The 20,701-nt window shown below is 62.9% G+C and carries 20 protein-coding genes; 8 read left to right on the top strand and 12 right to left on the bottom strand.

What is annotated here, in order from left to right:
• Positions 1-77 precede the first annotated feature (77 nt).
• The 5 genes from ppx to C4K38_RS30745 all read right to left on the bottom strand — a co-directional run bounded on the left by ppx (position 78) and on the right by C4K38_RS30745 (position 4,644).
• Positions 78-1,580, bottom strand: coding sequence for an exopolyphosphatase (gene ppx / locus C4K38_RS30765; RefSeq protein WP_025807073.1), 1,503 nt, complete (start codon positions 1,578-1,580; stop codon positions 78-80).
• A 217-nt stretch (positions 1,581-1,797) separates the two neighbouring features.
• A complete protein-coding gene (locus C4K38_RS30760) occupies positions 1,798-2,535 on the bottom strand; it encodes an amino acid ABC transporter ATP-binding protein (RefSeq protein ID WP_025807074.1) in 738 nt (245 codons plus the stop codon).
• Positions 2,522-3,172: an amino acid ABC transporter permease gene (locus C4K38_RS30755; protein WP_053281366.1), complete on the bottom strand. Its 651-nt coding sequence runs from the start codon at positions 3,170-3,172 to the stop codon at positions 2,522-2,524. The genes C4K38_RS30760 and C4K38_RS30755 overlap by 14 nt, the downstream gene beginning before the upstream one ends.
• The gene (locus C4K38_RS30750; protein ID WP_053281365.1) at positions 3,169-3,837 is read right to left on the bottom strand and encodes an amino acid ABC transporter permease; all 669 of its coding nucleotides are present in this window, start codon (positions 3,835-3,837) and stop codon (positions 3,169-3,171) included. The genes C4K38_RS30755 and C4K38_RS30750 overlap by 4 nt, the downstream gene beginning before the upstream one ends.
• Positions 3,838-3,858: 21 nt before the next feature.
• A complete protein-coding gene (locus C4K38_RS30745) occupies positions 3,859-4,644 on the bottom strand; it encodes a transporter substrate-binding domain-containing protein (protein WP_053281364.1) in 786 nt (261 codons plus the stop codon).
• Positions 4,645-4,898: 254 nt separating this feature from the next.
• Here C4K38_RS30745 and C4K38_RS30740 point away from each other — a divergent pair, with 254 nt between their 5' ends.
• From C4K38_RS30740 to C4K38_RS30715, 6 genes are all read left to right on the top strand, one after another.
• Positions 4,899-5,597, top strand: coding sequence for a FadR/GntR family transcriptional regulator (locus C4K38_RS30740; RefSeq protein WP_025807078.1), 699 nt, complete (start codon positions 4,899-4,901; stop codon positions 5,595-5,597).
• Positions 5,598-5,723: 126 nt separating this feature from the next.
• Positions 5,724-6,053 carry a thioredoxin TrxA gene (gene trxA / locus C4K38_RS30735; protein ID WP_003206727.1) on the top strand — a complete coding sequence of 110 codons (330 nt, stop codon included), beginning with the start codon at positions 5,724-5,726 and terminating at the stop codon, positions 6,051-6,053.
• A gap of 247 nt (positions 6,054-6,300) precedes the next feature.
• Positions 6,301-7,560, top strand: a complete 1,260-nt coding sequence (gene rho / locus C4K38_RS30730; RefSeq protein ID WP_007926725.1) for a transcription termination factor Rho — start codon at positions 6,301-6,303, stop codon at positions 7,558-7,560.
• 141 nt (positions 7,561-7,701) lie between these two features.
• The gene (ubiD, locus tag C4K38_RS30725) at positions 7,702-9,168 is read left to right on the top strand and encodes a 4-hydroxy-3-polyprenylbenzoate decarboxylase (protein WP_053263060.1); all 1,467 of its coding nucleotides are present in this window, start codon (positions 7,702-7,704) and stop codon (positions 9,166-9,168) included.
• Positions 9,168-10,136: a CDP-6-deoxy-delta-3,4-glucoseen reductase gene (locus C4K38_RS30720; protein ID WP_053281363.1), complete on the top strand. Its 969-nt coding sequence runs from the start codon at positions 9,168-9,170 to the stop codon at positions 10,134-10,136. The genes ubiD and C4K38_RS30720 overlap by 1 nt, the downstream gene beginning before the upstream one ends.
• 212 nt (positions 10,137-10,348) lie before the next feature.
• A complete protein-coding gene (locus tag C4K38_RS30715; protein WP_023967891.1) occupies positions 10,349-10,996 on the top strand; it encodes a gamma-glutamylcyclotransferase in 648 nt (215 codons plus the stop codon).
• Here the strand turns inward: C4K38_RS30715 and glpT are convergent.
• Both glpT and C4K38_RS30705 read right to left on the bottom strand, forming a co-directional pair.
• A complete protein-coding gene (gene glpT / locus C4K38_RS30710) occupies positions 10,993-12,342 on the bottom strand; it encodes a glycerol-3-phosphate transporter (protein ID WP_053281362.1) in 1,350 nt (449 codons plus the stop codon). The genes C4K38_RS30715 and glpT overlap by 4 nt on opposite strands.
• A 249-nt stretch (positions 12,343-12,591) precedes the next feature.
• A complete protein-coding gene (locus tag C4K38_RS30705; RefSeq protein WP_053281361.1) occupies positions 12,592-13,569 on the bottom strand; it encodes an NADPH:quinone oxidoreductase family protein in 978 nt (325 codons plus the stop codon).
• A gap of 158 nt (positions 13,570-13,727) precedes the next feature.
• On the opposite strand from C4K38_RS30705, the gene C4K38_RS30700 reads away from it, so the two are divergent.
• The gene (locus C4K38_RS30700; protein ID WP_053281360.1) at positions 13,728-14,135 is read left to right on the top strand and encodes a flagellar basal body-associated protein FliL; all 408 of its coding nucleotides are present in this window, start codon (positions 13,728-13,730) and stop codon (positions 14,133-14,135) included.
• Positions 14,136-14,241: 106 nt separating this feature from the next.
• On the opposite strand, the gene C4K38_RS30695 is transcribed toward C4K38_RS30700, so the two are convergent.
• The 4 genes from C4K38_RS30695 to C4K38_RS30680 all read right to left on the bottom strand — a co-directional run bounded on the left by C4K38_RS30695 (position 14,242) and on the right by C4K38_RS30680 (position 19,623).
• Positions 14,242-15,357, bottom strand: a complete 1,116-nt coding sequence (locus tag C4K38_RS30695; RefSeq protein WP_053281359.1) for an ABC transporter permease — start codon at positions 15,355-15,357, stop codon at positions 14,242-14,244.
• Positions 15,357-18,077 carry a ribosome-associated ATPase/putative transporter RbbA gene (rbbA, locus tag C4K38_RS30690; RefSeq protein WP_053281358.1) on the bottom strand — a complete coding sequence of 907 codons (2,721 nt, stop codon included), beginning with the start codon at positions 18,075-18,077 and terminating at the stop codon, positions 15,357-15,359. The genes C4K38_RS30695 and rbbA overlap by 1 nt, the downstream gene beginning before the upstream one ends.
• Complete coding sequence (locus C4K38_RS30685) at positions 18,074-19,039, bottom strand: HlyD family secretion protein (protein WP_053281357.1); 966 nt, start codon at positions 19,037-19,039, stop codon at positions 18,074-18,076. Before C4K38_RS30685 ends, rbbA begins: the two co-directional genes overlap by 4 nt.
• Positions 19,040-19,173: 134 nt before the next feature.
• Positions 19,174-19,623, bottom strand: a complete 450-nt coding sequence (locus C4K38_RS30680; protein ID WP_053281356.1) for an EVE domain-containing protein — start codon at positions 19,621-19,623, stop codon at positions 19,174-19,176.
• Between the two features lie 195 nt (positions 19,624-19,818).
• Between C4K38_RS30680 and C4K38_RS32430 the strand changes: the two genes are divergently transcribed.
• Positions 19,819-19,965 carry a hypothetical protein gene (locus tag C4K38_RS32430; protein WP_007926740.1) on the top strand — a complete coding sequence of 49 codons (147 nt, stop codon included), beginning with the start codon at positions 19,819-19,821 and terminating at the stop codon, positions 19,963-19,965.
• 34 nt (positions 19,966-19,999) lie between these two features.
• Here C4K38_RS32430 and C4K38_RS30675 read toward each other — a convergent pair whose 3' ends face one another.
• Entirely contained in the window at positions 20,000-20,605 is a 606-nt protein-coding gene (locus C4K38_RS30675; protein ID WP_053281355.1) for a 5-formyltetrahydrofolate cyclo-ligase, read from the bottom strand.
• Between the last annotated feature and the right edge of the window lie 96 nt (positions 20,606-20,701).

Below are 20,701 nucleotides of genomic sequence, written 5' to 3'. Positions count from 1 at the left end.
GGGCTGGCCTTTTTATTTGGTGTCGCGGCTGGCGAGGATGGTAGGGGCCGGCTTGCCGGCTGGCTCCTACGCAGGGATCAGCGCACGTTGAGGATGATGCCGACCCGGGTCAGCCACTCCGCTTCCAGGGCGAAGTCGGCCTGGGTCAGCTGGTTCTCGTCCAGCCAGTTTGCCGGGAACATCACCTCCAGGCTGTCGCCGGCGGCGTGCAGCTTCACCTGGGGCATTTCCTGGGTGCCGCGGATGTGATGGAACAGGATGGCGAAACGAAGCAGCACGCACAGGCGAATCAGCTTGCTGCCTTCCTCGCCGAATTCGGCGAACTTGTCCTTGGGAATGTTGCGGCGGTGGCCGCGTACCAGCAGCGCGAGCATTTGCTGGTCTTCGCGGGAGAAACCGGCGAGGTCGGAGTGCTCGATCAGGTAGGCGCCGTGCTTGTGGTACTGGTAGTGGGCGATATCCAGCCCCACTTCATGGACCTTGGCGGCCCAGCCCAGCAGTTCGCGCCAGACACCGTCCTCCAGGTCCCAGTCCTCGGCCACCTGGTCGAAGGCGTGGAGCGCCTTGCGCTCGACCCGGGCGGCCTGTTCCAGGTCGACGTGATAACGCTCCATCAGCGAGCCAAGGGTGCGTTCACGCACGTCTTCGTGGTGATGGCGGCCCAGCAGGTCGTAGAGCACGCCTTCGCGCAGGGCGCCTTCGCAGTGGTCCATGCGCTGCAGTTCGAGGGCGTCGAAGATGGCTTCGAGAATCGCCAGGCCGGCGGGGAAGATCGCCCGGCGATCCGGCTTGATGCCTTCGAAGTCGATTTTCTCCACGTCGCCCAGCTTGAACAGCCGGCGCTTGAGCCAGGCCAGGCCTTCGGCGTTGACTTCGCCACTGCCCTGGCCGCCGGCCTTGAGCGCCAGGCCGATGGCGCGGATGGTGCCCGAGGAGCCGATGGCTTCATCCCAGGTCAGGCGATGCAGGGCGTGTTCGATGCTCATGATTTCCAGGCGCGCCGCGGTGTAGGCCTGGGCGTAGCGTGCCGGGGTGATCTTGCCGTCGCGGAAATAACGCTGGGTGAAGCTGACGCAGCCCATCTGCAGACTCTCGCGCAGCAGCGGTTCGAAGCGCTGGCCGATGATGAATTCGGTACTGCCGCCGCCGATGTCGGCGACCAGGCGCTTGCCCGGGGTGTCGGCGAGGGTATGGGACACGCCCAGGTAGATGAGGCGGGCCTCTTCACGGCCGGAGATGACTTCCACCGGGTGGCCGAGGATCTCTTCGGCGCGGCGGATGAATTCGCCGCGGTTGCGGGCTTCGCGCAGGGCGTTGGTGCCGACGATGCGCACCGCGCCCAGGGGCATGCCGTTGATCAGTTGGGCGAAGCGCTTCAGGCAATCGAGCCCGCGCTGCATGGATTCTTCGTTGAGTTGACGGTCTTCGTCGATCCCGGCGGCCAACTGCACTTTTTCACCGAGCCGCTCGAGAATGCGGATTTCATTATGGTGAGCCTTGGCCACGACCATGTGAAAGCTGTTGGAGCCCAGGTCGATGGCGGCGATCAGGGACAGATTCTTGGCTTGGGATTGCGGCATGGTTTGGGGGTCTCGGTCGATAACCTTGCCATCCTGCCACGATCAATCGCTCGCGCCAACGCGCAGCAGTGGCCGAAGACGCGATCCTTGATGCAACGCAGGCAAAAGCGCCGAACGCTTTGCGCCAGATCGCGGGCAAGCTCGCTCCTACAGGGGCATACGGCCTTTTATAGGAGCGAGCGTATTCACGAAATAATCTGGCAGGCGCCGCGGAGTCTCAGCCTACTGCCTCATTGGTCCCGATAAAATTCGCCAGCTCCGGCGTCTGCGGGTTGGCGAACAGCACTTTCGGGTCGCCCACTTCATGCACCTTGCCCTGGTGCATGAACACCAGTTTGTCGCCCACTTCCCGGGCAAAACGCATCTCGTGGGTCACCATGATCAGGGTCATGCCGTCCTTGGCCAGCTGACGCACCACGCTCAGGACTTCGTTGACCAGTTCCGGGTCCAGGGCCGAGGTGATCTCGTCGCACAGCAGCACCTTGGGCGACATGGCCAGCGCCCGGGCAATCGCCACCCGCTGCTGCTGGCCGCCGGACAGGCGGTCGGGGAAGGCGTCGAACTTCTCCTCCAGGCCGACCCGTTTCAGCATCTCCCGCGCCAGTTCGGCGGCCCTGGCCTTGGGCACCTTCTGCACCACTTGCGGGGCGAGCATGACATTCTCGCCGACGGTCAGGTGCGGGAACAGGTTGAACTGCTGGAACACCATGCCGACCTTCTGCCGCAGGCTGCGCAGGTCGGCGCGGGCGGCGTCGAGGTATTCGCCATCGACTTCGATGACCCCGTCGTTGATCGATTCCAGGCCGTTGAGGGTGCGCAGCAAGGTGCTCTTGCCCGAGCCGCTGCGGCCGATGATCGCCACCACCTGGCCTTCCTCGATACTGAGGTCGATGCCCTTGAGCACATGATGGTCGCCGTAATATTTATGCAGGGCGGAAATTCTAAGCAGAGGCATGCAGTCTCCTTTCCAGGTAGCGCGCACTGAGGGACAGGGGGTAGCACAGCAGGAAGTAACCGAGCGCCACCAGGCCGTAGACCATGAAGGGCTCGAAGGTGGCGTTGGCGAGCATGCCGCCGGTCTTGGTCAGCTCGGTGAAGCCGATGATCGAGGTCACCGCGGTGCCTTTGACCACCTGCACCGAAAAGCCCACGGTGGGCGCCACGGCGATCCGCAGCGCCTGCGGCAGGATCACATGGCGCAGCTGTTCATAAGGGTTGAGCGCCAGGCTGGACGACGCCTCCCACTGGCCGTTGGGGATCGAGTCGACGCAGCCGCGCCAGATCTCCGCCAGGTAGGCGCTGGTGAACAGCGTCAGGGCGATGGCCGCCGCCAGCCAGGGCGAGATATCCACCCCCAGCAGGGCGATGCCGAAGAACACCAGGAACAGCTGCATCAACAGCGGCGTGCCCTGGAACAGCTCGATATACAGGCGGGCGAAATGGCTGGGGAAAGCCTTCTTGGAAATGCGCAGGGTCATGACCAGCAAACCGATCAGCCCGCCGCCGACAAAGGCCACCAGCGACAGCAGCAGGGTCCATTGCAGGCCGGTCAGCAGGTTGCGCACGATGTCCCAGAAGCTGAAATCACTCATTGGCTGCTCCTCGCGATATAGCGGCGCCCGACCCAGTTCAGCAGCTGCCGGATCAGCAGGGCCATGCACAGGTAGATCAGCGTGGTCAGGGCATAGGTTTCAAAGGCGCGGAAGTTGCGCGACTGAATGAAGTTGGCGGCGAAGCTCAGCTCCTCGGTGGCGATCTGCGAACACACCGCCGAACCGAGCATGACGATGATGATCTGGCTGCTCAGGGCCGGCCACACCTTGCCCAGCGCCGGCAGCAACACCACGTGGCGGAAGGCTTCCATGCGGGTCATGGCCAGGGCCGCCGCGGCTTCCAGTTGGCCGCGGGGGATGGCCTGGATGCCGGCGCGGATGATTTCCGTGGAGTAGGCGCCCAGGTTGATCACCATCGCCAGCACCGCCGCCTGCCACTCGGAGATCTGCAGCCCCAGGGACGGCAGGCCGAAGAAGATGAAGAACAGCTGCACCAGGAACGGGGTGTTGCGGATCAGCTCGACGTAGACGCCGAAGATGGCCGAGAAGGGCTGGATCTTCCAGGCCCGCACCAGCGCGCCGACTATGCCCAGGCCGACCCCGAGCAATGTGCCGATGGCGGTCAGCTCAAGGGTGAACAGGGCGCCGCGCAGCAGCAGGCCGGTGTTTTCCAGCACCGGTAGAAAGTCGAACTGATAAGCCATGGATAACCTCCGCGACCGCGATCAGAGGCCAGCCGGCAACGGCTGCTTGAGCCACAGCTGGGCGTTCTTTTCCAGGCTGCCGTCGGCCTTGGCGGTGGTGAGGATCTGGTTGACCTTGTCCAGCAGCTCCGGCTGGTTCTTGTTCACGCCGACATAGACCGGGGAATCCTTGAGCTTGACCTTCATCGCCGGGATGCGTTTCGGGTTGCGCTCGCTGATGGCGACCATCACCACGTTGCCGCTGGCGATCAGGTCGACCTGGCCGGCCAGGTAGGCGGCGATGGTCGAGTTGTTGTCCTCGAAGCGCTTGATGGTCGCGCCTTGCGGGGCCACGGCGGTCAGCTCGATGTCTTCGATGGCGCCGCGGGTGACGCTGATGGTCTTGCCCTTGAGGTCGTCGAGGCTGGCGACCGGCGATTCGGGTGGGCCGAAAACCGCCAAATAGAAGGGCGCGTAGGCCTGGGAGAAATCGATGACCTTCTCGCGCTCCGGGTTCTTGCCGAGGCTGGAGATCACCAGGTCGACCTTGCCGGTGGTCAGGAACGGAATGCGGTTGGTGCTGTTGACCGGGGTCAGTTCAAGCTTGACCTTGAGCTGGTCGGCCAGCAGTTTCGCGGTGTCGATATCCAGGCCGCGGGGTTTCATGTCCGGACCGACCGAGCCAAAGGGTGGGAAATCCTGGGGCACGGCCACCTTGAGGGTGCCACGGGCGACGACATCGTCCAGGCCGCTGGCGTGGGCGGGCGTCTGACTCAGCATCAGACTGGCAAACAGGGCAGAGAGCAGGGCGCTGAAACGCTTGGTCATGGCAAATCTCCGGATTCACGGGAAGTGATTTCTGCGCAGCGACACAGCACAGGCCGTGCCAAACGCCGGAAAAAGCCCTGGAGCGCTGGGTTTTGTTGGTTTTGTTCGGTCTTACTGGTCTGAACAGTTGGTGGCTTGCCTGCCCCCTTATCGAGCGTCCGGCAATGCGCCCGAACCCCCTTGGGGCACGACTTGCCGGGCTTGGCAAATAGCTTTACAACTAGCTTTTTCCTGGACCGGCCAGCCTGAATTTTATGAACTCGATCTCCCGCGCCGTACCCGAGGTGGCGCTGCAAGCCATCCGCCAATTGATCACCGAGCGCGGCTTCGGCCCGGGCGATGCGCTGCCGTCGCAGCGCGATCTGGCCGTGCAGCTGGGGGTCAGCCGGGCCTCGTTGCGCGAGGCGCTGTCATCCTTGAGCGCCTTGGGCGTGATCAGCGTGCAGCCCGGCAAGGGCGTTTTCGTGCAGGCCGCGGAGTCGCCGGTCAATGGCGTGGGGCTGAGCTGGCCGTTCGCGGCTCAGGCCTCGCCGACGGACATCTTTCAGCTGCGTTACGCCCTAGAAGGTTTTGCTGCGGGACTGGCGGCCGTGACGTTGACCGCCGATGAGCTGGATGCGCTGCAGGATAATGTCGAGGCAATGCGCAACGAGCTGCGGGCGGCGGATTTCGAGGCGGCGGCGCGGCTGGATTTCGAGTTTCACCAGAAGATCCTGCAGGCCAGCGGGAATCAGGCAATGGTGAGCATTCTCAGCACCAGCGCCGAGATCTTCCTGGAGAGCCAGAAACTACCGTTCATCCGGCCCGAGCGGGCCATGGAGACCTGGCAGGAGCATCGCAAGATCCTGCGCGGGCTGGCCCGGCATGCCTCCGGGGCGGCACAGAAGGCCATGCAGGAGCATGTGCGTGGCGCGGCGTTGCGCACCGGAATCGCCTTCGTCACCCCCGCATAGTTTCCAGTTGAGCTATACCCAAACTCATCGGGCACCATAGCGAGAGTCAATCAACTCCGGCTTCCTGAACGCGGGAAGGGCGGCTATGATGGGCCACGTTTTTTTGCTTACAACCTGGAGACTTCCATGAGCAGCGATCTTATCAAACACGTTAGCGACGCTAGCTTCGAGGCTGACGTACTCAAGGCCGAAGGCGCTGTACTGGTCGACTACTGGGCTGAGTGGTGCGGCCCATGCAAAATGATTGCTCCGGTCCTGGACGAAATCGCTGAAACCTACAAAGGCAAGCTGACTGTTGCCAAGCTGAACATCGACGAAAACCAGGAAACCCCGGCCAAGCACGGCGTGCGCGGTATCCCGACGCTGATGCTGTTCAAGAACGGCAACGTCGAAGCCACCAAGGTCGGCGCACTGTCCAAGTCGCAACTGGCTGCTTTCCTCGACGCCAACATCTAAGCGTCGTTGTAAATGGCATCAAAAAAGCCCCGTAAATAGCGGGGCTTTTTCATTATTCAGGGCTAGACGCTCAGAAACTCAGGTGTTACATTCGGCCCCGCACTGGTTTCTCCTCTGCCCCCTGCAAGCCGTCGCCGACGCTCTCCTTTTCGAATAAGTACGCGATCCTGTCGCCTTCTCCGCGGCGCGGCATCATTAAGCCAAAAGCTTAATTTCCCCCCTCCATAAATGATTACGTCATTCCTATATGAATCTGACTGAACTCAAGCAAAAGCCGATTACCGAACTGCTCGAATTGGCCGAACAGATGGGCATAGAAAATATGGCCCGTTCGCGCAAGCAGGACGTGATTTTCTCCCTGCTGAAAAAGCACGCTAAAAGCGGCGAGGAAATCTCCGGTGATGGCGTGCTGGAGATCCTCCAGGACGGCTTCGGCTTTCTTCGCTCCTCCGACGCCTCCTATCTGGCCGGCCCAGACGATATCTACGTCTCCCCGAGCCAGATCCGTCGTTTCAACTTGCGCACCGGTGACACCATCGTTGGCAAGATCCGCCCTCCAAAGGAAGGCGAGCGTTACTTCGCACTGCTGAAGGTCGACACGATCAACTACGATCGTCCCGAGAACGCGAAGAACAAGATCCTGTTCGAAAACCTGACGCCGCTGTTCCCGACCGTGCGCATGAAGATGGAAGCCGGCAACGGTTCCACCGAAGACCTGACCGGTCGTGTCATCGACCTGTGCGCCCCGATCGGTAAAGGCCAGCGCGGTCTGATCGTTGCTCCGCCGAAAGCGGGCAAGACCATCATGCTGCAGAACATCGCGTCGAACATCACCCGTAACAACCCTGAAGTTCATCTGATCGTGCTGCTGATCGACGAACGTCCGGAAGAAGTGACCGAGATGCAGCGCACCGTGCGCGGCGAAGTGGTCGCCTCCACCTTCGACGAACCGCCAACCCGCCACGTGCAGGTTGCCGAAATGGTGATCGAGAAGGCCAAGCGCCTGGTCGAACACAAGAAGGACGTGGTGATCCTGCTCGACTCCATCACCCGTCTGGCCCGTGCCTACAACACCGTGATCCCGAGCTCCGGCAAGGTGCTGACCGGTGGTGTCGATGCCCACGCCCTGGAAAAACCGAAGCGTTTCTTCGGTGCCGCGCGGAACATCGAAGAAGGCGGCTCGCTGACCATCATCGCCACCGCGCTGGTTGAAACCGGCTCGAAGATGGACGAAGTGATCTACGAAGAGTTCAAGGGCACCGGCAACATGGAGCTGCCTCTGGACCGCAAGATCGCCGAGAAGCGTGTATTCCCGGCCATCAACATCAACCGTTCCGGCACCCGCCGCGAAGAGTTGCTGACCGCCGACGACGAGCTGCAGCGCATGTGGATCCTGCGCAAGCTGCTGCATCCCATGGATGAAGTCGCCGCCATCGAGTTCCTGGTCGACAAGCTGAAACAGACCAAGACCAACGATGAGTTCTTCCTGTCGATGAAACGCAAGTAAGTCGAGCGGGACCGCAAAAAGCCGGGGAAACCCGGCTTTTTGCTATCTGATTATTGATGAACGGCAGTTCACTGTTCTGAACAGTCGGGTTCGGCGCTAAACTGCCAGCCCCGAACGCCACGGCCAAAACGAGGCTCACGCATGCAGTATCGCGACTTGCGCGACTTTATCAGCGGTCTGGAACAGCGCGGCGAACTCAAGCGCATCCAGGTTCCGGTGTCCCCAGTGCTGGAAATGACCGAGGTCTGCGATCGCACCTTGCGTGCCAAAGGTCCGGCCCTGCTGTTTGAAAACCCCACCGGCTACGATATTCCGGTGCTGGGCAACCTGTTCGGCACCCCGGAGCGCGTGGCGCTGGGCATGGGCGCCGAAGCGGTCAGCGAACTGCGGGAAATCGGCAAGCTGCTGGCCTTCCTCAAGGAGCCCGAGCCGCCCAAGGGGCTGAAGGATGCCTGGTCCAAGCTGCCGATCTTTCGCAAGATCATTTCCATGGCGCCGAAAGTCGTCAAGGACGCGATCTGCCAGGAAGTGGTCATCGAAGGCGATGACGTCGACCTGGCGATGCTGCCGGTGCAGACCTGCTGGCCGGGCGATGTCGGCCCGCTGATCACCTGGGGCCTGACCGTCACCAAGGGCCCGAACAAGGACCGGCAGAACCTCGGTATCTATCGCCAGCAGGTGATCGGTCGCAACAAGGTGATCATGCGCTGGTTGAGCCACCGTGGCGGCGCGCTGGATTACCGCGAATGGTGCGAGAAGCACCCGGGCCAGCCGTTCCCGGTATCCGTGGCCCTGGGGGCCGACCCGGCGACCATTCTCGGCGCCGTGACGCCGGTGCCGGACAGCCTTTCCGAATACGCTTTCGCCGGCCTGCTGCGGGGCAACCGCACCGAGCTGGTGAAATGCCGCGGCAACGACCTGCAAGTGCCGGCCACCGCGGAAATCATCCTGGAAGGGGTGATCCACCCGGGCGAGATGGCCGACGAAGGCCCGTATGGCGACCACACTGGCTACTACAACGAAGTCGACAGCTTCCCGGTGTTCACCGTCGAGCGCATCACCCACCGGATCAAGCCGATCTACCACAGCACCTACACCGGTCGTCCGCCAGATGAGCCGGCGATTCTCGGCGTGGCGCTGAACGAAGTATTCGTGCCTATCCTGCAGAAGCAGTTCCCGGAAATCACCGACTTCTACCTGCCGCCCGAAGGCTGCTCGTACCGCATGGCGGTGGTGACCATGAAGAAGCAGTACCCCGGCCACGCCAAGCGGGTAATGCTGGGTGTTTGGTCGTTTTTGCGACAGTTCATGTACACCAAGTTCGTTATCGTCACTGACGACGATATCAACGCGCGCGACTGGAACGACGTGATCTGGGCCATCACCACGCGCATGGACCCCAAGCGCGACACGGTGATGATCGATAACACGCCGATCGACTACCTCGACTTCGCCTCGCCGGTCTCCGGCCTGGGTTCGAAGATGGGGCTCGATGCCACGCATAAATGGCCTGGTGAAACCACCCGCGAGTGGGGCCGGGTGATCGTCAAGGATGAGGCGGTGACCCGCCGGATCGATGCCATCTGGAATCAGTTAGGAATAGATTGATGCGTGTAACCTTGCAGCCCTCCGGAGCGGTGCTTGAGACGCTGCCCGGCGAGCGGATTCTCGATGCGGCGCGGCGCCTGGGCTATGAATGCCCGCAAAGCTGCCGCAATGGCAACTGTCATGTGTGCTGCGCTCTGCTGGTGGAGGGCAGGGTCCTGCAAACCGGTGAGGTGCGCGATCACGGCGAGTTCTACACTTGCATTGCAGAGCCGCTGGAAGACTGCATCGTGCTGTGGGATGGCGTCCTTGCGCTGGGAGAGCTGCCAGTGCGCAGTCTGTCGTGTCAGGTCACCGAGTGTCTGGAAGTCGGCGGCGATGTCTGGCGGGTCCGCCTGCGGGCGCCAGCCGGCAAGCCGCCGCGTTATCACGCCGGCCAGTACCTGATGCTCGAACGGGAGAATGGCGAGAAGTCGGCGTTCTCCCTGGCCTCGGCGCCGCACTCCGGGCGCGAGCTGGAACTGCACGTACTGGTGCGCGAAAGCAGTGCGCAAAGCCTGATCGAACAGCTGCAGCGCAATGGCAACGTGCGCGTCGAGCTGCCGTTTGGCGATACCCACCTGGCCGAGCTGCCGGACGGGCCGCTGGTGCTGATCGCCGCCGGCACCGGCATGGCGCAGATGCACAGCCTGATCGAGCATTGCCGGGCCAAGGGCTTCAAATACCCGGTGCACCTGTACTGGGGCGTGCGCCGGCCGGACGACTTCTATCAGATCGAACACTGGGACGAATGGAAGAAGCTGCCCAACCTGTTCCTGCACAAGGTGGTCAGCGATCTCTGTGGCTGGGAAGGGCGCTGCGGCATGCTGCACGAAGCGGTGAGCGAGGACATCGCCGACCTGTCGGCGGTGCATGTCTACGCCAGCGGCTCGCCGGCGATGATCTACGCGACTCTGGACGCGCTGGTCGAAGCGGGCATGGATGCGCACCAGATGCGCGCCGATGTATTTGCCTACGCCCCTCGGTCCTGAGTTCTCGGGACTGTCCCTCGTTATAACTTCCTATATAGCCTATCGGTATTTATTTAATTAGATAAATACCGGTAGGTTATATGTCACGCATTATTGAAAGTTAAAACTCTTCGATGGCACCTAACTTGCCTTGAAACATATGTGTCTTGGAGTTACAGCCGTGCGTTCTATTAAGTAATTCTTTATACGCGGGGAGCCGAACGCTATTCGCCATGACAGCCATTGAATCCAGTTTTTTGAATCTGGCTTACCCGCCGCGGCTCGACCTGGGGCCGCAGCTCACCCACGAACAGCTCCTCAGCTCGATGCAATCCACCATGGCGCGCCACAAGGGCGGGCCGGTCTGGTTATTCGCCTACGGTTCGCTGATCTGGCGCCCTGAATGTTCGGCGGTCGAGCGCATGCGCGGGCGGGTGCATGGCTACCATCGCGGTTTGTACCTGTGGTCCCATGAACACCGTGGCACGCCGGAGAAGCCGGGGCTGGTCTTTGGCCTGGATCGTGGCGGTTCCTGCAGCGGCTTCGCCTACCGCTTGCCGGAAGAACAGCTGGAAACCTCGCTGTATGCGCTGTGGCAGCGCGAGATGCCATACCCGTCCTATCGCCCGCACTGGCTCAACTGCCGTCTTGAGGACGGTAGCCGGGTTCAGGCCTTGGGGTTCGTTCTGGAGCGACACCTGCCCAGCTATGCCGGCAACCTGCCGGACCATGTGCTGAGCCAGGTATTTGAAAACGCCTGCGGGCGCTACGGCACCACTCGCGATTATGTCGAGCAGACCGTGCACGCCCTGCGTAGCCACGCCATGCCAGACCGTAATCTGGAGGCGCGGCTTAAGCGCTGTAAGTCAGCCACTCACTAGGCGACGGCTTCGCGACTCTGGCTGGCGACCTGTTTGTGCCACAGGGTCGGGGCCAGGAAGGCCATCGACAGCAGGCAGGCGCCTACCAGCAGGACAAAACCGCCGTCCCAGCCGAAGTGGTCCACGGTGTAGCCCATTGCCGCGCTGGCCGCGACCGAGCCACCCAGGTAGCCGAACAGCCCGGTAAAGCCCGCGGCGGTGCCGGCGGCTTTCTTCGGTGCCAGTTCCAGGGCCTGCAGGCCGATCAGCATCACCGGGCCGTAGATCAGGAAACCGATGGAGAACAGCGCGATCATGTCAATGGTCGGGTTGCCGGCCGGGTTCAGCCAGTACACCAGGGTCGCCACGGTCACCAGGGCCATGAACACCATGCCGGTTAGGCCACGGTTGCCACGGAAGATCTTGTCCGACATCCAGCCGCACAGCAGCGTGCCCGGAATCCCCGCCCACTCGTAGAAGAAGTACGCCCACGAGGTTTTATCCACGGTGAAGTGCTTGGCTTCCTTGAGGTAGGTCGGCGCCCAGTCCAGTACGCCGTAGCGCAGCAGGTAGACGAAGACGTTGGCCATGGCGATGTACCAGAGCATTTTGTTGCGCAGCACGTATTTGACGAAGATTTCCTTGGCGCTGAATTCTTCTTCATGGCTGGCGTCGTAGCCTTCCGGGTAGTCGTTCTTGTACTTCTCGATCGGCGGCAGGCCGACCGATTGCGGGGTGTCGCGCATGGTGACGAAGGCGAACAGCGCCACCATCAAGGCCACGGCGGCCGGGACGTAGAACGCCGCGTGCCAGTCGTTGAACCAGCCCATGCCGAGCAGGAATAGCGGGCCGATCAGGCCGCCGCCGACATTATGCGCAACGTTCCATACCGAAACCACGCCGCCGCGTTCCTTCTGCGACCACCAGTGCACCATGGTCCGCCCACTTGGCGGCCAGCCCATGCCCTGGGCCCAGCCGTTGATGAACAGCAGGATGAACATCATGGTCACGCTGGACGTGGCCCAGGGTGCGAAACCGAAAATGAACATCACTCCGGCCGATACCAGCAGGCCGAAGGGCAGGAAATAGCGCGGGTTGGAGCGATCGGACACCAGGCCCATGAGGAACTTGGACAGGCCGTAGGCGATGGCGATCGCCGACATGGCCAAGCCCAGCTGACCGCGGGTGTAACCCTCTTCGATCAGGTACGGCATGGCCAGGGAGAAGTTCTTGCGCAGCAGGTAGTAGCCGGCGTAACCGATGAAGATCCCGGCGAAGATCTGCCAGCGCAGGCGGCGGTAGGTACTGTCTATTTTTTCGTCAGGCAGGGGCGCCTGATGTGCGGCAGGTCGAAAGAAAGCAAACATTCAAGAGCTCCAAATTTCTTGTTTTGACTGCGGATGCGAATGTTACAGTTTCGTTACCGAAAATAGCACTGCATCTTATCTGGGAGCACACAACACAGGAGCATTTGCATGTTCTTTTACGAACATGTCGCTTAAAGACAAGTAGGGGGCGTTTCTGGTGCCGGCGGCTGCGGCGGGGGAGAAGAGCTTGCTCGCGATAAGCAGTTTTATCCCGTTATCGCGAGCAGGCTCCGGTAGAGCGCAAGGGATTCAGCGAACCTGAACCACCACCTTGCCCACCGCCTTGCGTTGGCCAAGATCGTTGATGGCGCTGGCGGCGTTGCCCAGCGGGTAGACCTGCGAGACCAGCGGCTTCAACTTGCCTTCGGCAAACCAGCCGAACAACTGCTGGAAGTTCGCCGCGTTGTCCTGGGGCTGGCGCTGGGCGAACGAGCCCCAGAACACGCCCACCACCGCGGCGCCCTTGAGCAGCGCCAGGTTGACTGGCAGCTCGGGAATGCGTCCGCTGGCAAAACCCACCACCAGCAGCCGGCCGTTCCAGGCGATGGCGCGGATGGCCTGGTCGAACAGGTCGCCGCCGACCGGGTCGTAGATCACATCGGCGCCCTGGCCCTCGGTCAGGCGCTTGACCTCGTCCTTCAGGCTGGTTTCGCTGTAGTTGATCAACTCGTCGGCGCCGGCGGCCTTGGCCACCGCGAGTTTCTCGGCGCTGCTGGCGGCGGCGATGACTCGCGCGCCCATGGCCTTGCCGATTTCCACCGCTGCCAGGCCGACACCGCCGGAAGCGCCGAGCACCAACAGGGTTTCACCCGGCTGCAGGTTGCCGCGCTGCTTGAGGGCGTGCATCGAGGTGCCGTAGGTCATGCTGAAGGCGGCAGCGGTATTGAAGTCCATCGAGGGTGGAATCGGCAGGACGTTGTAGCCCGGCACCGCCACTTCCTCGGCGAAGCTGCCCCAGCCGGTCAGTGCCATGACCCGGTCGCCGACCTTGAGGTGGCCGACCTTCTCGCCGATGGCGCCGACCACCCCCGCGGCCTCGCCACCGGGCGAGAACGGGAAGGGTGGCTTGAACTGGTATTTGCCCTCGATGATCAGCGTGTCCGGGAAGTTCACCCCGGCCGCATGCACCTGCAGCAGGATTTCGTTCTTCTTCGGTACAGGACTCGCGACGTCTTCCAGCACCAGCGTTTCGGCGGGGCCGAAGGCTTTGCACAGCACGGCTTTCATCAGGACTATTCCTTTGGGAGTGATGGCCGATAAGTGTAGGTGGGTGAATAACGCGGTCAACGAGCATGCCCCGGCCTGATAGCCAGCCATAAGCTTTGTGCTTGGGCACGGGCGCAGGGGCCTTTATGCTAGACCGCCTACCGGATAAGGAGCGAATTGTGAAAGCGTGGATCATGTTGATGCTGGCCCTGTCTCTGCCCATGGCAGCCATGGCCGAGGAAACCAAAGAAGGCGCAGCACCGAAAGTCAGTTACATCAGCCTGAACCCGCCGTTCGTAGGTAACTACGGTCTGGATGGCGGCCCGAAGCTCAAGGTCTACAAGGCTGACGTCGCCCTGCGGGTGACCGGCGACGCCGCCGCCCAGGCGGTGAGGGCCAACGAGCCGTTGATCCGCAACCAGCTGGTGGCGCTGTTCGCCCAGCAGACCACGGAAACCATGAACAACGTCGAAGCCAAGGAAAAGCTGCGCCAGGAAGCCCTGAAGCAGACCCAGCAGGTGATGAACGACGAAACCGGCAAGCCGGTGGTGGAAGACCTGTTGTTCAACAACCTGATCATCCAGTAACGCTGGATCCGTAGGAGCGAGGCTTGCCCACGATAGCGATATCGCGGACCCCGCCAAATTCCAGCCTGACGGCTGATCGCGAGCAAACTTCGCTCCTACCAGTCGCTCAGGACGCCAGGCTCTTGCGAAACCTCGCCAGGGCGATGCCGAAGAACAGCAAGCCGATCACCGCCAGGGCCAGCAGGTCTGGCCAGACGACCCTGATGCCGGCGTCGCGAAACAGGATCGCGGCGCTGAGGCTGACGAAGTGGGTCGACGGCGAGCCCTGCATCACCCATTGCAGCCACTGGGGCATGCTGTCCAGCGGGGTGCTGCCGCCCGACAGCAGCAACATCGGGATGATCACCGGAATCGCCAGCAGGCCGAATTGCGGGGTCGAACGCGCCAGCGTGGCGAGAAAGATCCCCAGCGCGGTGCTGGCGAACAGGTAAAGCGCGGTCACCGCGAGGAACAGCGCCAGCGAGCCGGCCAGCGGCACGCCCAGCACACCTTTGACGATCACCTCCAGCGACACCCAGGTGCAGAGCACCACCACCAGCATGTTGCTCCAGATCTTCGCCAGCATGATTTCCAGGGCGGTCAGCGGCAGCACCAGCAGATGGTCGAGGGTGCCGTGCTCGCGCTCGCGCAGCAGCGCCGTGCCGGTCAGGACAATGGCCAGGATGGTGATGTTGTTGACGATCTGGATCACCGCCAGAAACCAGCCGCCCTGCAGATTGGTGTTGAACAGCGCGCGACTGGTCAGTTTGGCGGGCATCCTGCTCGCCGGGTCGGTCTGGCTGTAGTTCGACAGTTCACGCTGGAAAATCCGCCCGATATAACCGGCGCCCATGAAGGCCTGGCTCATGGCCGTGGCGTCGACATTCACTTGCACGCTGGGTTGGCGCCCGGCCAGCAGGTCGTTCTGGAAGTTGGCCGGCACATTGATGACGAAGGTGAACTGGCCGCTGTCCATGACCTGGTCCAGCTGGTCGTAGGGCAAGGGCACCGGGCTCTGGAACTCCGGTGGTTGCAGGGCCTCGGCCAGCTGGCGCGAGAGCTGGCTGTGGTCCTCGTCCACCAGCGCGACGCTGGCGTTGTGCACGCCGATCACCGAACCGGCCGCGGGCATGTAGATGGCCACGGTAAAGGCGTACAGCAGAAACAGCAGCAACACGCTGTCGTGTCGCAGGCTGGTGAGCTCCTTGAGACCCAGGCGCAGGATGTGGCTGAACCGGTGCATCAGGCCTCCTGCTTTTTCAGCATCGCCAGGCTCAGCCCGGTGAACCCGAGGAAGAACCCGAACAGCGCCAGGCACTGTGGCCACAGCTGGCGCAGGTCCAGGGCCTTGGTGAAGGTGCCGACGGCAATGTCGAGGAAGTAACCGGCGGGGAACAGTTGCCCCATCAGCGCCGCGGCGCCGTCCAGCGACGAGCGTGGCACGATCAGCCCGGAGAACTGGATGGTCGGCAGGCTGGTGATGATCATGGTGCCGAGGATCGCCGCGATCTGGGTGCGGGTGAAGGCGGAGATCAGCAGGCCCAGGCTGGTGGTGGCCAGCACGTACAGCAGTCCGCCGAAGGCCAGGGTCAGGCCACTGCCCTTGAAGGGCACGCCGAACAGCCAGCGGTTCATGGCCACCAGTAGCGCCAGGTTGATCAGGCTCAGGCCCAGATAAGGCGCCTGTTTGCCCAGGAGAAACTCCAGGCGCTTGAGCGGCGTGGCGTAGAAGTTGGTGATCGAACCCAGCTCCTTCTCGCGCACGATGCCCAGCGCCGTGAGCATCGCCGGGATGAACGCCAGGATCAGCGCCATCACCCCGGGGCCGATGGCATTCACGCTGACCACGTCCTGGTTGTAGCGAAAGCGCGTTTCCAGCCGGGCCGCGGGCGGTCGCCCCAGGGCCGGGCTGCTGTGTTCGGCCAGCAATTCGATATTGGCCTGGTGCACCGCCTCGACATAGTTGCGACTGGTCTCGGCGCGAAACGGCATGCCGCCGTCGAGCCAGGCTGCCACCGCGGGCTGGCGCCCGGCGTACAGGTCGCGGCCGAAGCCGGGGGGAATCTCCAGGGCCAGCTTGATCTCCGAGCGTTGCAGGCGCCGGTGCAGTTCGGCGGCGTCGCGGATCGGCTTCTGCTCCTTGAAGTAGCGGGAGCCGCGGAAGGCTTCCAGGTAGGCGCGGCTTTGCGGTGTCTGGTCCTGGTCGTAGACGGCGAAGGCGAGGTTTTCCACGTCCAGGGAAATGCCGTAGCCAAAGATCACCATCATGAACAGAGCCCCGAGCAAGGCGAAGCTCAGGCGCACCCGGTCGCGCATCAGCTCCTTGCCTTCGCGGGTGGCCACGGCGATCAGGCGCGACAGGCTGAAGCGCCGACCGTCACCGTGAATGGCGCTGGTGACCTCGGGCTGGGCGGTCGCCGGGGGAGCAGGTTCCGGCGCGCCCTGGGCGTCTTCCAGGCAGCGGACAAAGGCGGCTTCCAGGGTTTCACCGGAAAACTGTTGCTGCAGGGTGGCCGGCGTATCGCAGGCCAGCACCTGGCCGGCGTGCATCAGCGAGATGCGGTCGCAGCGCTGGGCTTCGTTCATGAAGTGGGTGGACAGAAAGATCGTCACCCCCTGTTCCCGCGACAGCTCGATCAACAGGCGCCAGAAGTCGTCGCGAGCCGCCGGGTCCACGCCCGAGGTCGGCTCGTCGAGGATCAATACTTCCGGGCGGTGCAGCACCGCCACCGCCAGGGACAGGCGCTGGCGCAGGCCCAGGGGCAGGGCGCCGGAGGGTTGGTCGGCAATCTCCTGGAGGGCAAAGCGGCGGATCAGCTCTTCGATCCGCGGGCCGCTCTCAGCCTTGGGCAGGTCGAACAGCCGGGCATGCAGCGCCAGGTTCTGGCGCACGCTGAGTTCGCCATACAGCGAAAAACTCTGGGACATGAAGCCCACGCGCTTGCGGGTGGCCAGGTCCTTGGCGTCCACCGGGTTGCCCAGCAGTTTGGCGCTGCCCTCGGTGGCTGGCATCAGCCCGGTCAGGACCTTCATGGTGGTGGTCTTGCCGCAGCCGTTGGAGCCGAGGAAGCCGAAAATCTCGCCCCGGCCAATGGCGAAGCTGACCTTGTTCACGGCGGTGAAATCGCCGAAACGCAGGGTTAGCTCATGGGCCTCGATAGCGACTTGCTGGTCGTCTGTGGTTCTGGGCGGGATCATCAATGGTTTGCTGTCATGCCCGCTGTCGCCCTGAAAGTGGGTGAAGGCATCGTCGAGCTTGCCGCTGGGCGTGGCGATGGCCAGTTCCCGGCTCAAGCCCTGGGCAATCAGCCGGCCGCGGTCGAGCATCAGGCAGTGTTCGAACTGTTCGGCTTCCTCCATATAGGCGGTGGCCACCAGCAGCGTCAGTTGCGGGCGCTGGCGGCGAACCTCGTCCACCAGTTCCCAGAAACGCCGGCGGGACAGTGGGTCGACACCGGTGGTGGGCTCGTCGAGGATCAGCAGGTCCGGCTCATGGATCAGCGCGCAGCACAGCCCGAGCTTCTGCTTCATCCCGCCAGACAGCTTGCCCGCGGGCCTTTCGGCGAAGCGCAGCAGGTCGGTGGCCAGCAACAGGTTGTGCATGCGCTGTTCGCATTGGCTTTTCGACAGGCCGAACAGGGTGGCGAAAAAGCGGATGTTTTCCTGGATCGACAGCTCGGGATACAGGTTGCCGCCCAGGCCCTGGGGCATGAAGGCGATCCGTGCGTACAGGCTGTTGCGATGGCGGCGTTGTTCGATGGAGCCGCCGAGCACCTGCAGTTGGCCCTGCTGCAGCTTCTTTACTCCGGCGATCAAGCCCAGCAGGCTCGACTTGCCGGCGCCGTCCGGGCCGATCAGCCCGCAGCGGGTGCCGCCGGGCAGGCTGAAGGCGAGGTCGACCAGGGCCTGTTGCGAGCCATAACGGTGGTTGATGCCCGTGGCTTGCAGTGCCAGCTCGTTCATTGCAGGTTGGCCGGCCAATCCAGGGTCGCCGTGCGCACGTAGCCGGCGCCGGGCATGCCCGGCTTGGCCTGCGGTACGGCGCTGGGTTGGGTCAGCCGCAGCTTGACGCGGAACACCAGTTTTTGGCGTTCATCGCGGGTTTCCACTTCCTTGGGGGTGAACTGGGACTTGGCCGCGACAAAGCTGATTTTCGCTGGCAGCGGCTGGTCGGGCAGGGCGTCGAGCAGGATCCGCGCTTCGCTGCCGACGGCCAGTCGACCGGTTACCGAGGCGGACAGGTAGAGGTTCATGTACTGGTCGCTCGGGTCGATCAGCAGCAACACCCGGCCGCCGGCGCCCAGCACCTCGCCCGGTTCGGCCAGGCGCAGCTGAATGATGCCGTCGATGGGCGCGCGCAGGCTGCTGTCGTCGATCTCGCTGGTCAGCTGGGCGACCAGCGCCTTGGCCGAGCCGATGGCGGCGCGCACCGCGGCGACCTGGGCCTGGGCTGCCTGGACGGCGGCGTTGCCGGTGTTCAGGCGCGCCTGCTGCTGGTCGATGATCTGCTGGCTGGCATAACCACGGTTGAACAGTTCCCGGGAGCGCTTGAGTTCCTGGGTGGCCAGCAGCAGTTCGCTCTGGCGCAGCTGCACATTGGCTTCGGCCGCCGCGAGGTTTTCCCGGGTGCGCACCACGTCGGCCTCGGCCTGGGCGCGCTGGGCTTCCAGGGTGCGGGTGTCCATGCGCGCCAATAGTTGGTCCTTGGACACTTTGTCGCCTTCGTCGACGAGCACTTCGGCCAGGCGTCCGGGCGTCTTGCTGGCGATCTGTACTTCGGTGGCTTCAAGCCGGCCGTTGCCCATGTTCAGGCCTTCGGGCAGGCGGTCCAGGGTGGACTTCCAGTAACCAAAGCCGCCCGCGATCAGCAGCAATGCCAGCAAGGCGAAGGCAAAAAGACGGGAGGAACGGTGATTCGTCGGCATTGGGGGCATCCCTGCGGCTTTAACGTCCTAGTTTGGCGGCTCAAGCCATGGGGCGACTTGATGTCCGTCAAATGAACGGGCAAGCCTAGTACGTTGTGCGCGGGATGCCTGCCTGAGTGTCGCTGGCGGCCTGTTCAGCGCAGCGCGAGCACCGCCGCCCACTGTTCGGCGGTCACCGGCATCACGGACAGCCGGCTGCCTTTCTGCACCAGGGGCAGTTCGGCGAGGGCGGTTTGCTGCTTCAGATAGTCCAGGCGCAGCACCTTGGGGAAGGTTTCGACATGGGCTACATCGACGGCGCTCCAGGCGTTTTTCTCGGCGCTGGCCTTGGGATCGAAATGCGGGTTTTCCGGTTCCAGGGCGGTCGGGTCGGGGTAGGCGGCCTCGATGATCCGGCCGATCCCGGCAATGCCCGGCTCGGGGCAGCTGGAGTGATAAAAGAAGAATTGGTCACCCACCGCCATGTTGCGCAGGAAGTTTCGCGCCTGGTAGTTGCGTACGCCATCCCAACGCGCCTGGTTCTTGAGCGCCAGGCCCTCGATCGAGAGTTCTTCCGGTTCGGATTTCATCAGCCAATAGGCCATTTTCTTTGCTCTCCAGAGGGGCGTGGGCAAGTTGTTGGGCAATTTTATGACAAACCGACAGTCGGTTGACGCCAGCGTTTGCGTGTCGGTTCACGTTATCGCAGAATGCCGGGATTTTAAGCTTGACGCTGCTGCACGGCCTGTTATGGAAACCGTCGCTGTCATCGTGTGGGATTTGCCTGAGGGGGGCAATCGATGCAACGCAAACCGGATTTACTATGGATTTTGGTTATTTTGTTCGGTTTGGGCGTAGTGACAACCGGTTATGCGCAGAGCCTGTGGGCCAACAAGACCGACGCTCCGGTCGAGCTCGCGCAACAGCAGCAGCCTTACAAGCGTTGACTCCTTCCAAGGCGCCGCTCTCTCTTGGTGGCGCCTATTTAGCGACATACCATTTCTTGTCAGTCACCGTTGCTTGCAGCGGTACATCCCAGCTCGCCTGATCCAGTTTCGCGACTTTCTGACATTCGTGGGCCAGCCCCAGCAGCGTCGGCTTGCGCCAGCTTTTGCGCCGTGCCAGATAGGCCAGGCTGCGATCATAGAAACCACCCCCCATTCCCAGGCGTCCGCCAGCCTCATCGAAGCCGACCAGCGGCAACAGCACCAGGTCCAGTGCCCAGACCTTGCGTTGCCGGGCCAGGCTCATCCGTGGCTCGGGGATGCGGAAGCGGTTGGGGCGCAGCTTTTCGCCGGGGCGAACGCGCTGAAACACCATCTTGGTCTGTGGCCAGGCATTGAGCACCGGCAGATAGGTGGCCTTGCCCCGGCGTTGCGCGGCGCGCAGCAGCGGGCGCGGATCGATTTCACCGTCCATGGGCAGGTAAAGGGAGATGTGCTTGGCGCGGCGGAACAGCGGATGCTGCGCCAGTTGCCGATACAGCCCACGAGAGGCCTGGCGTTGTTCGCTGGCGGTGAGGGCGCGGCGAGCTTTGCGCAGTATGCGTCGAAGTTGCGGGCGGGAAAGCGGCGCCGGTTCGGTCATGGTCGCTTGGGTCCGAGTGGGGTACGGCAGGACAGCGTACCAAATAACCCGGAACTGAAAAAAACGGAGCCGAAAAAACAATGCCAGCTATTTGCA

It is taken from the genome of Pseudomonas chlororaphis subsp. piscium (assembly GCF_003850345.1).
Classification (GTDB): Bacteria; Pseudomonadota; Gammaproteobacteria; order Pseudomonadales; family Pseudomonadaceae; genus Aquipseudomonas; species Aquipseudomonas piscium.
The sequence above is the reverse complement of the archived record's forward strand: the minus strand, read 5'-3'. Positions and strand labels throughout refer to the sequence as shown.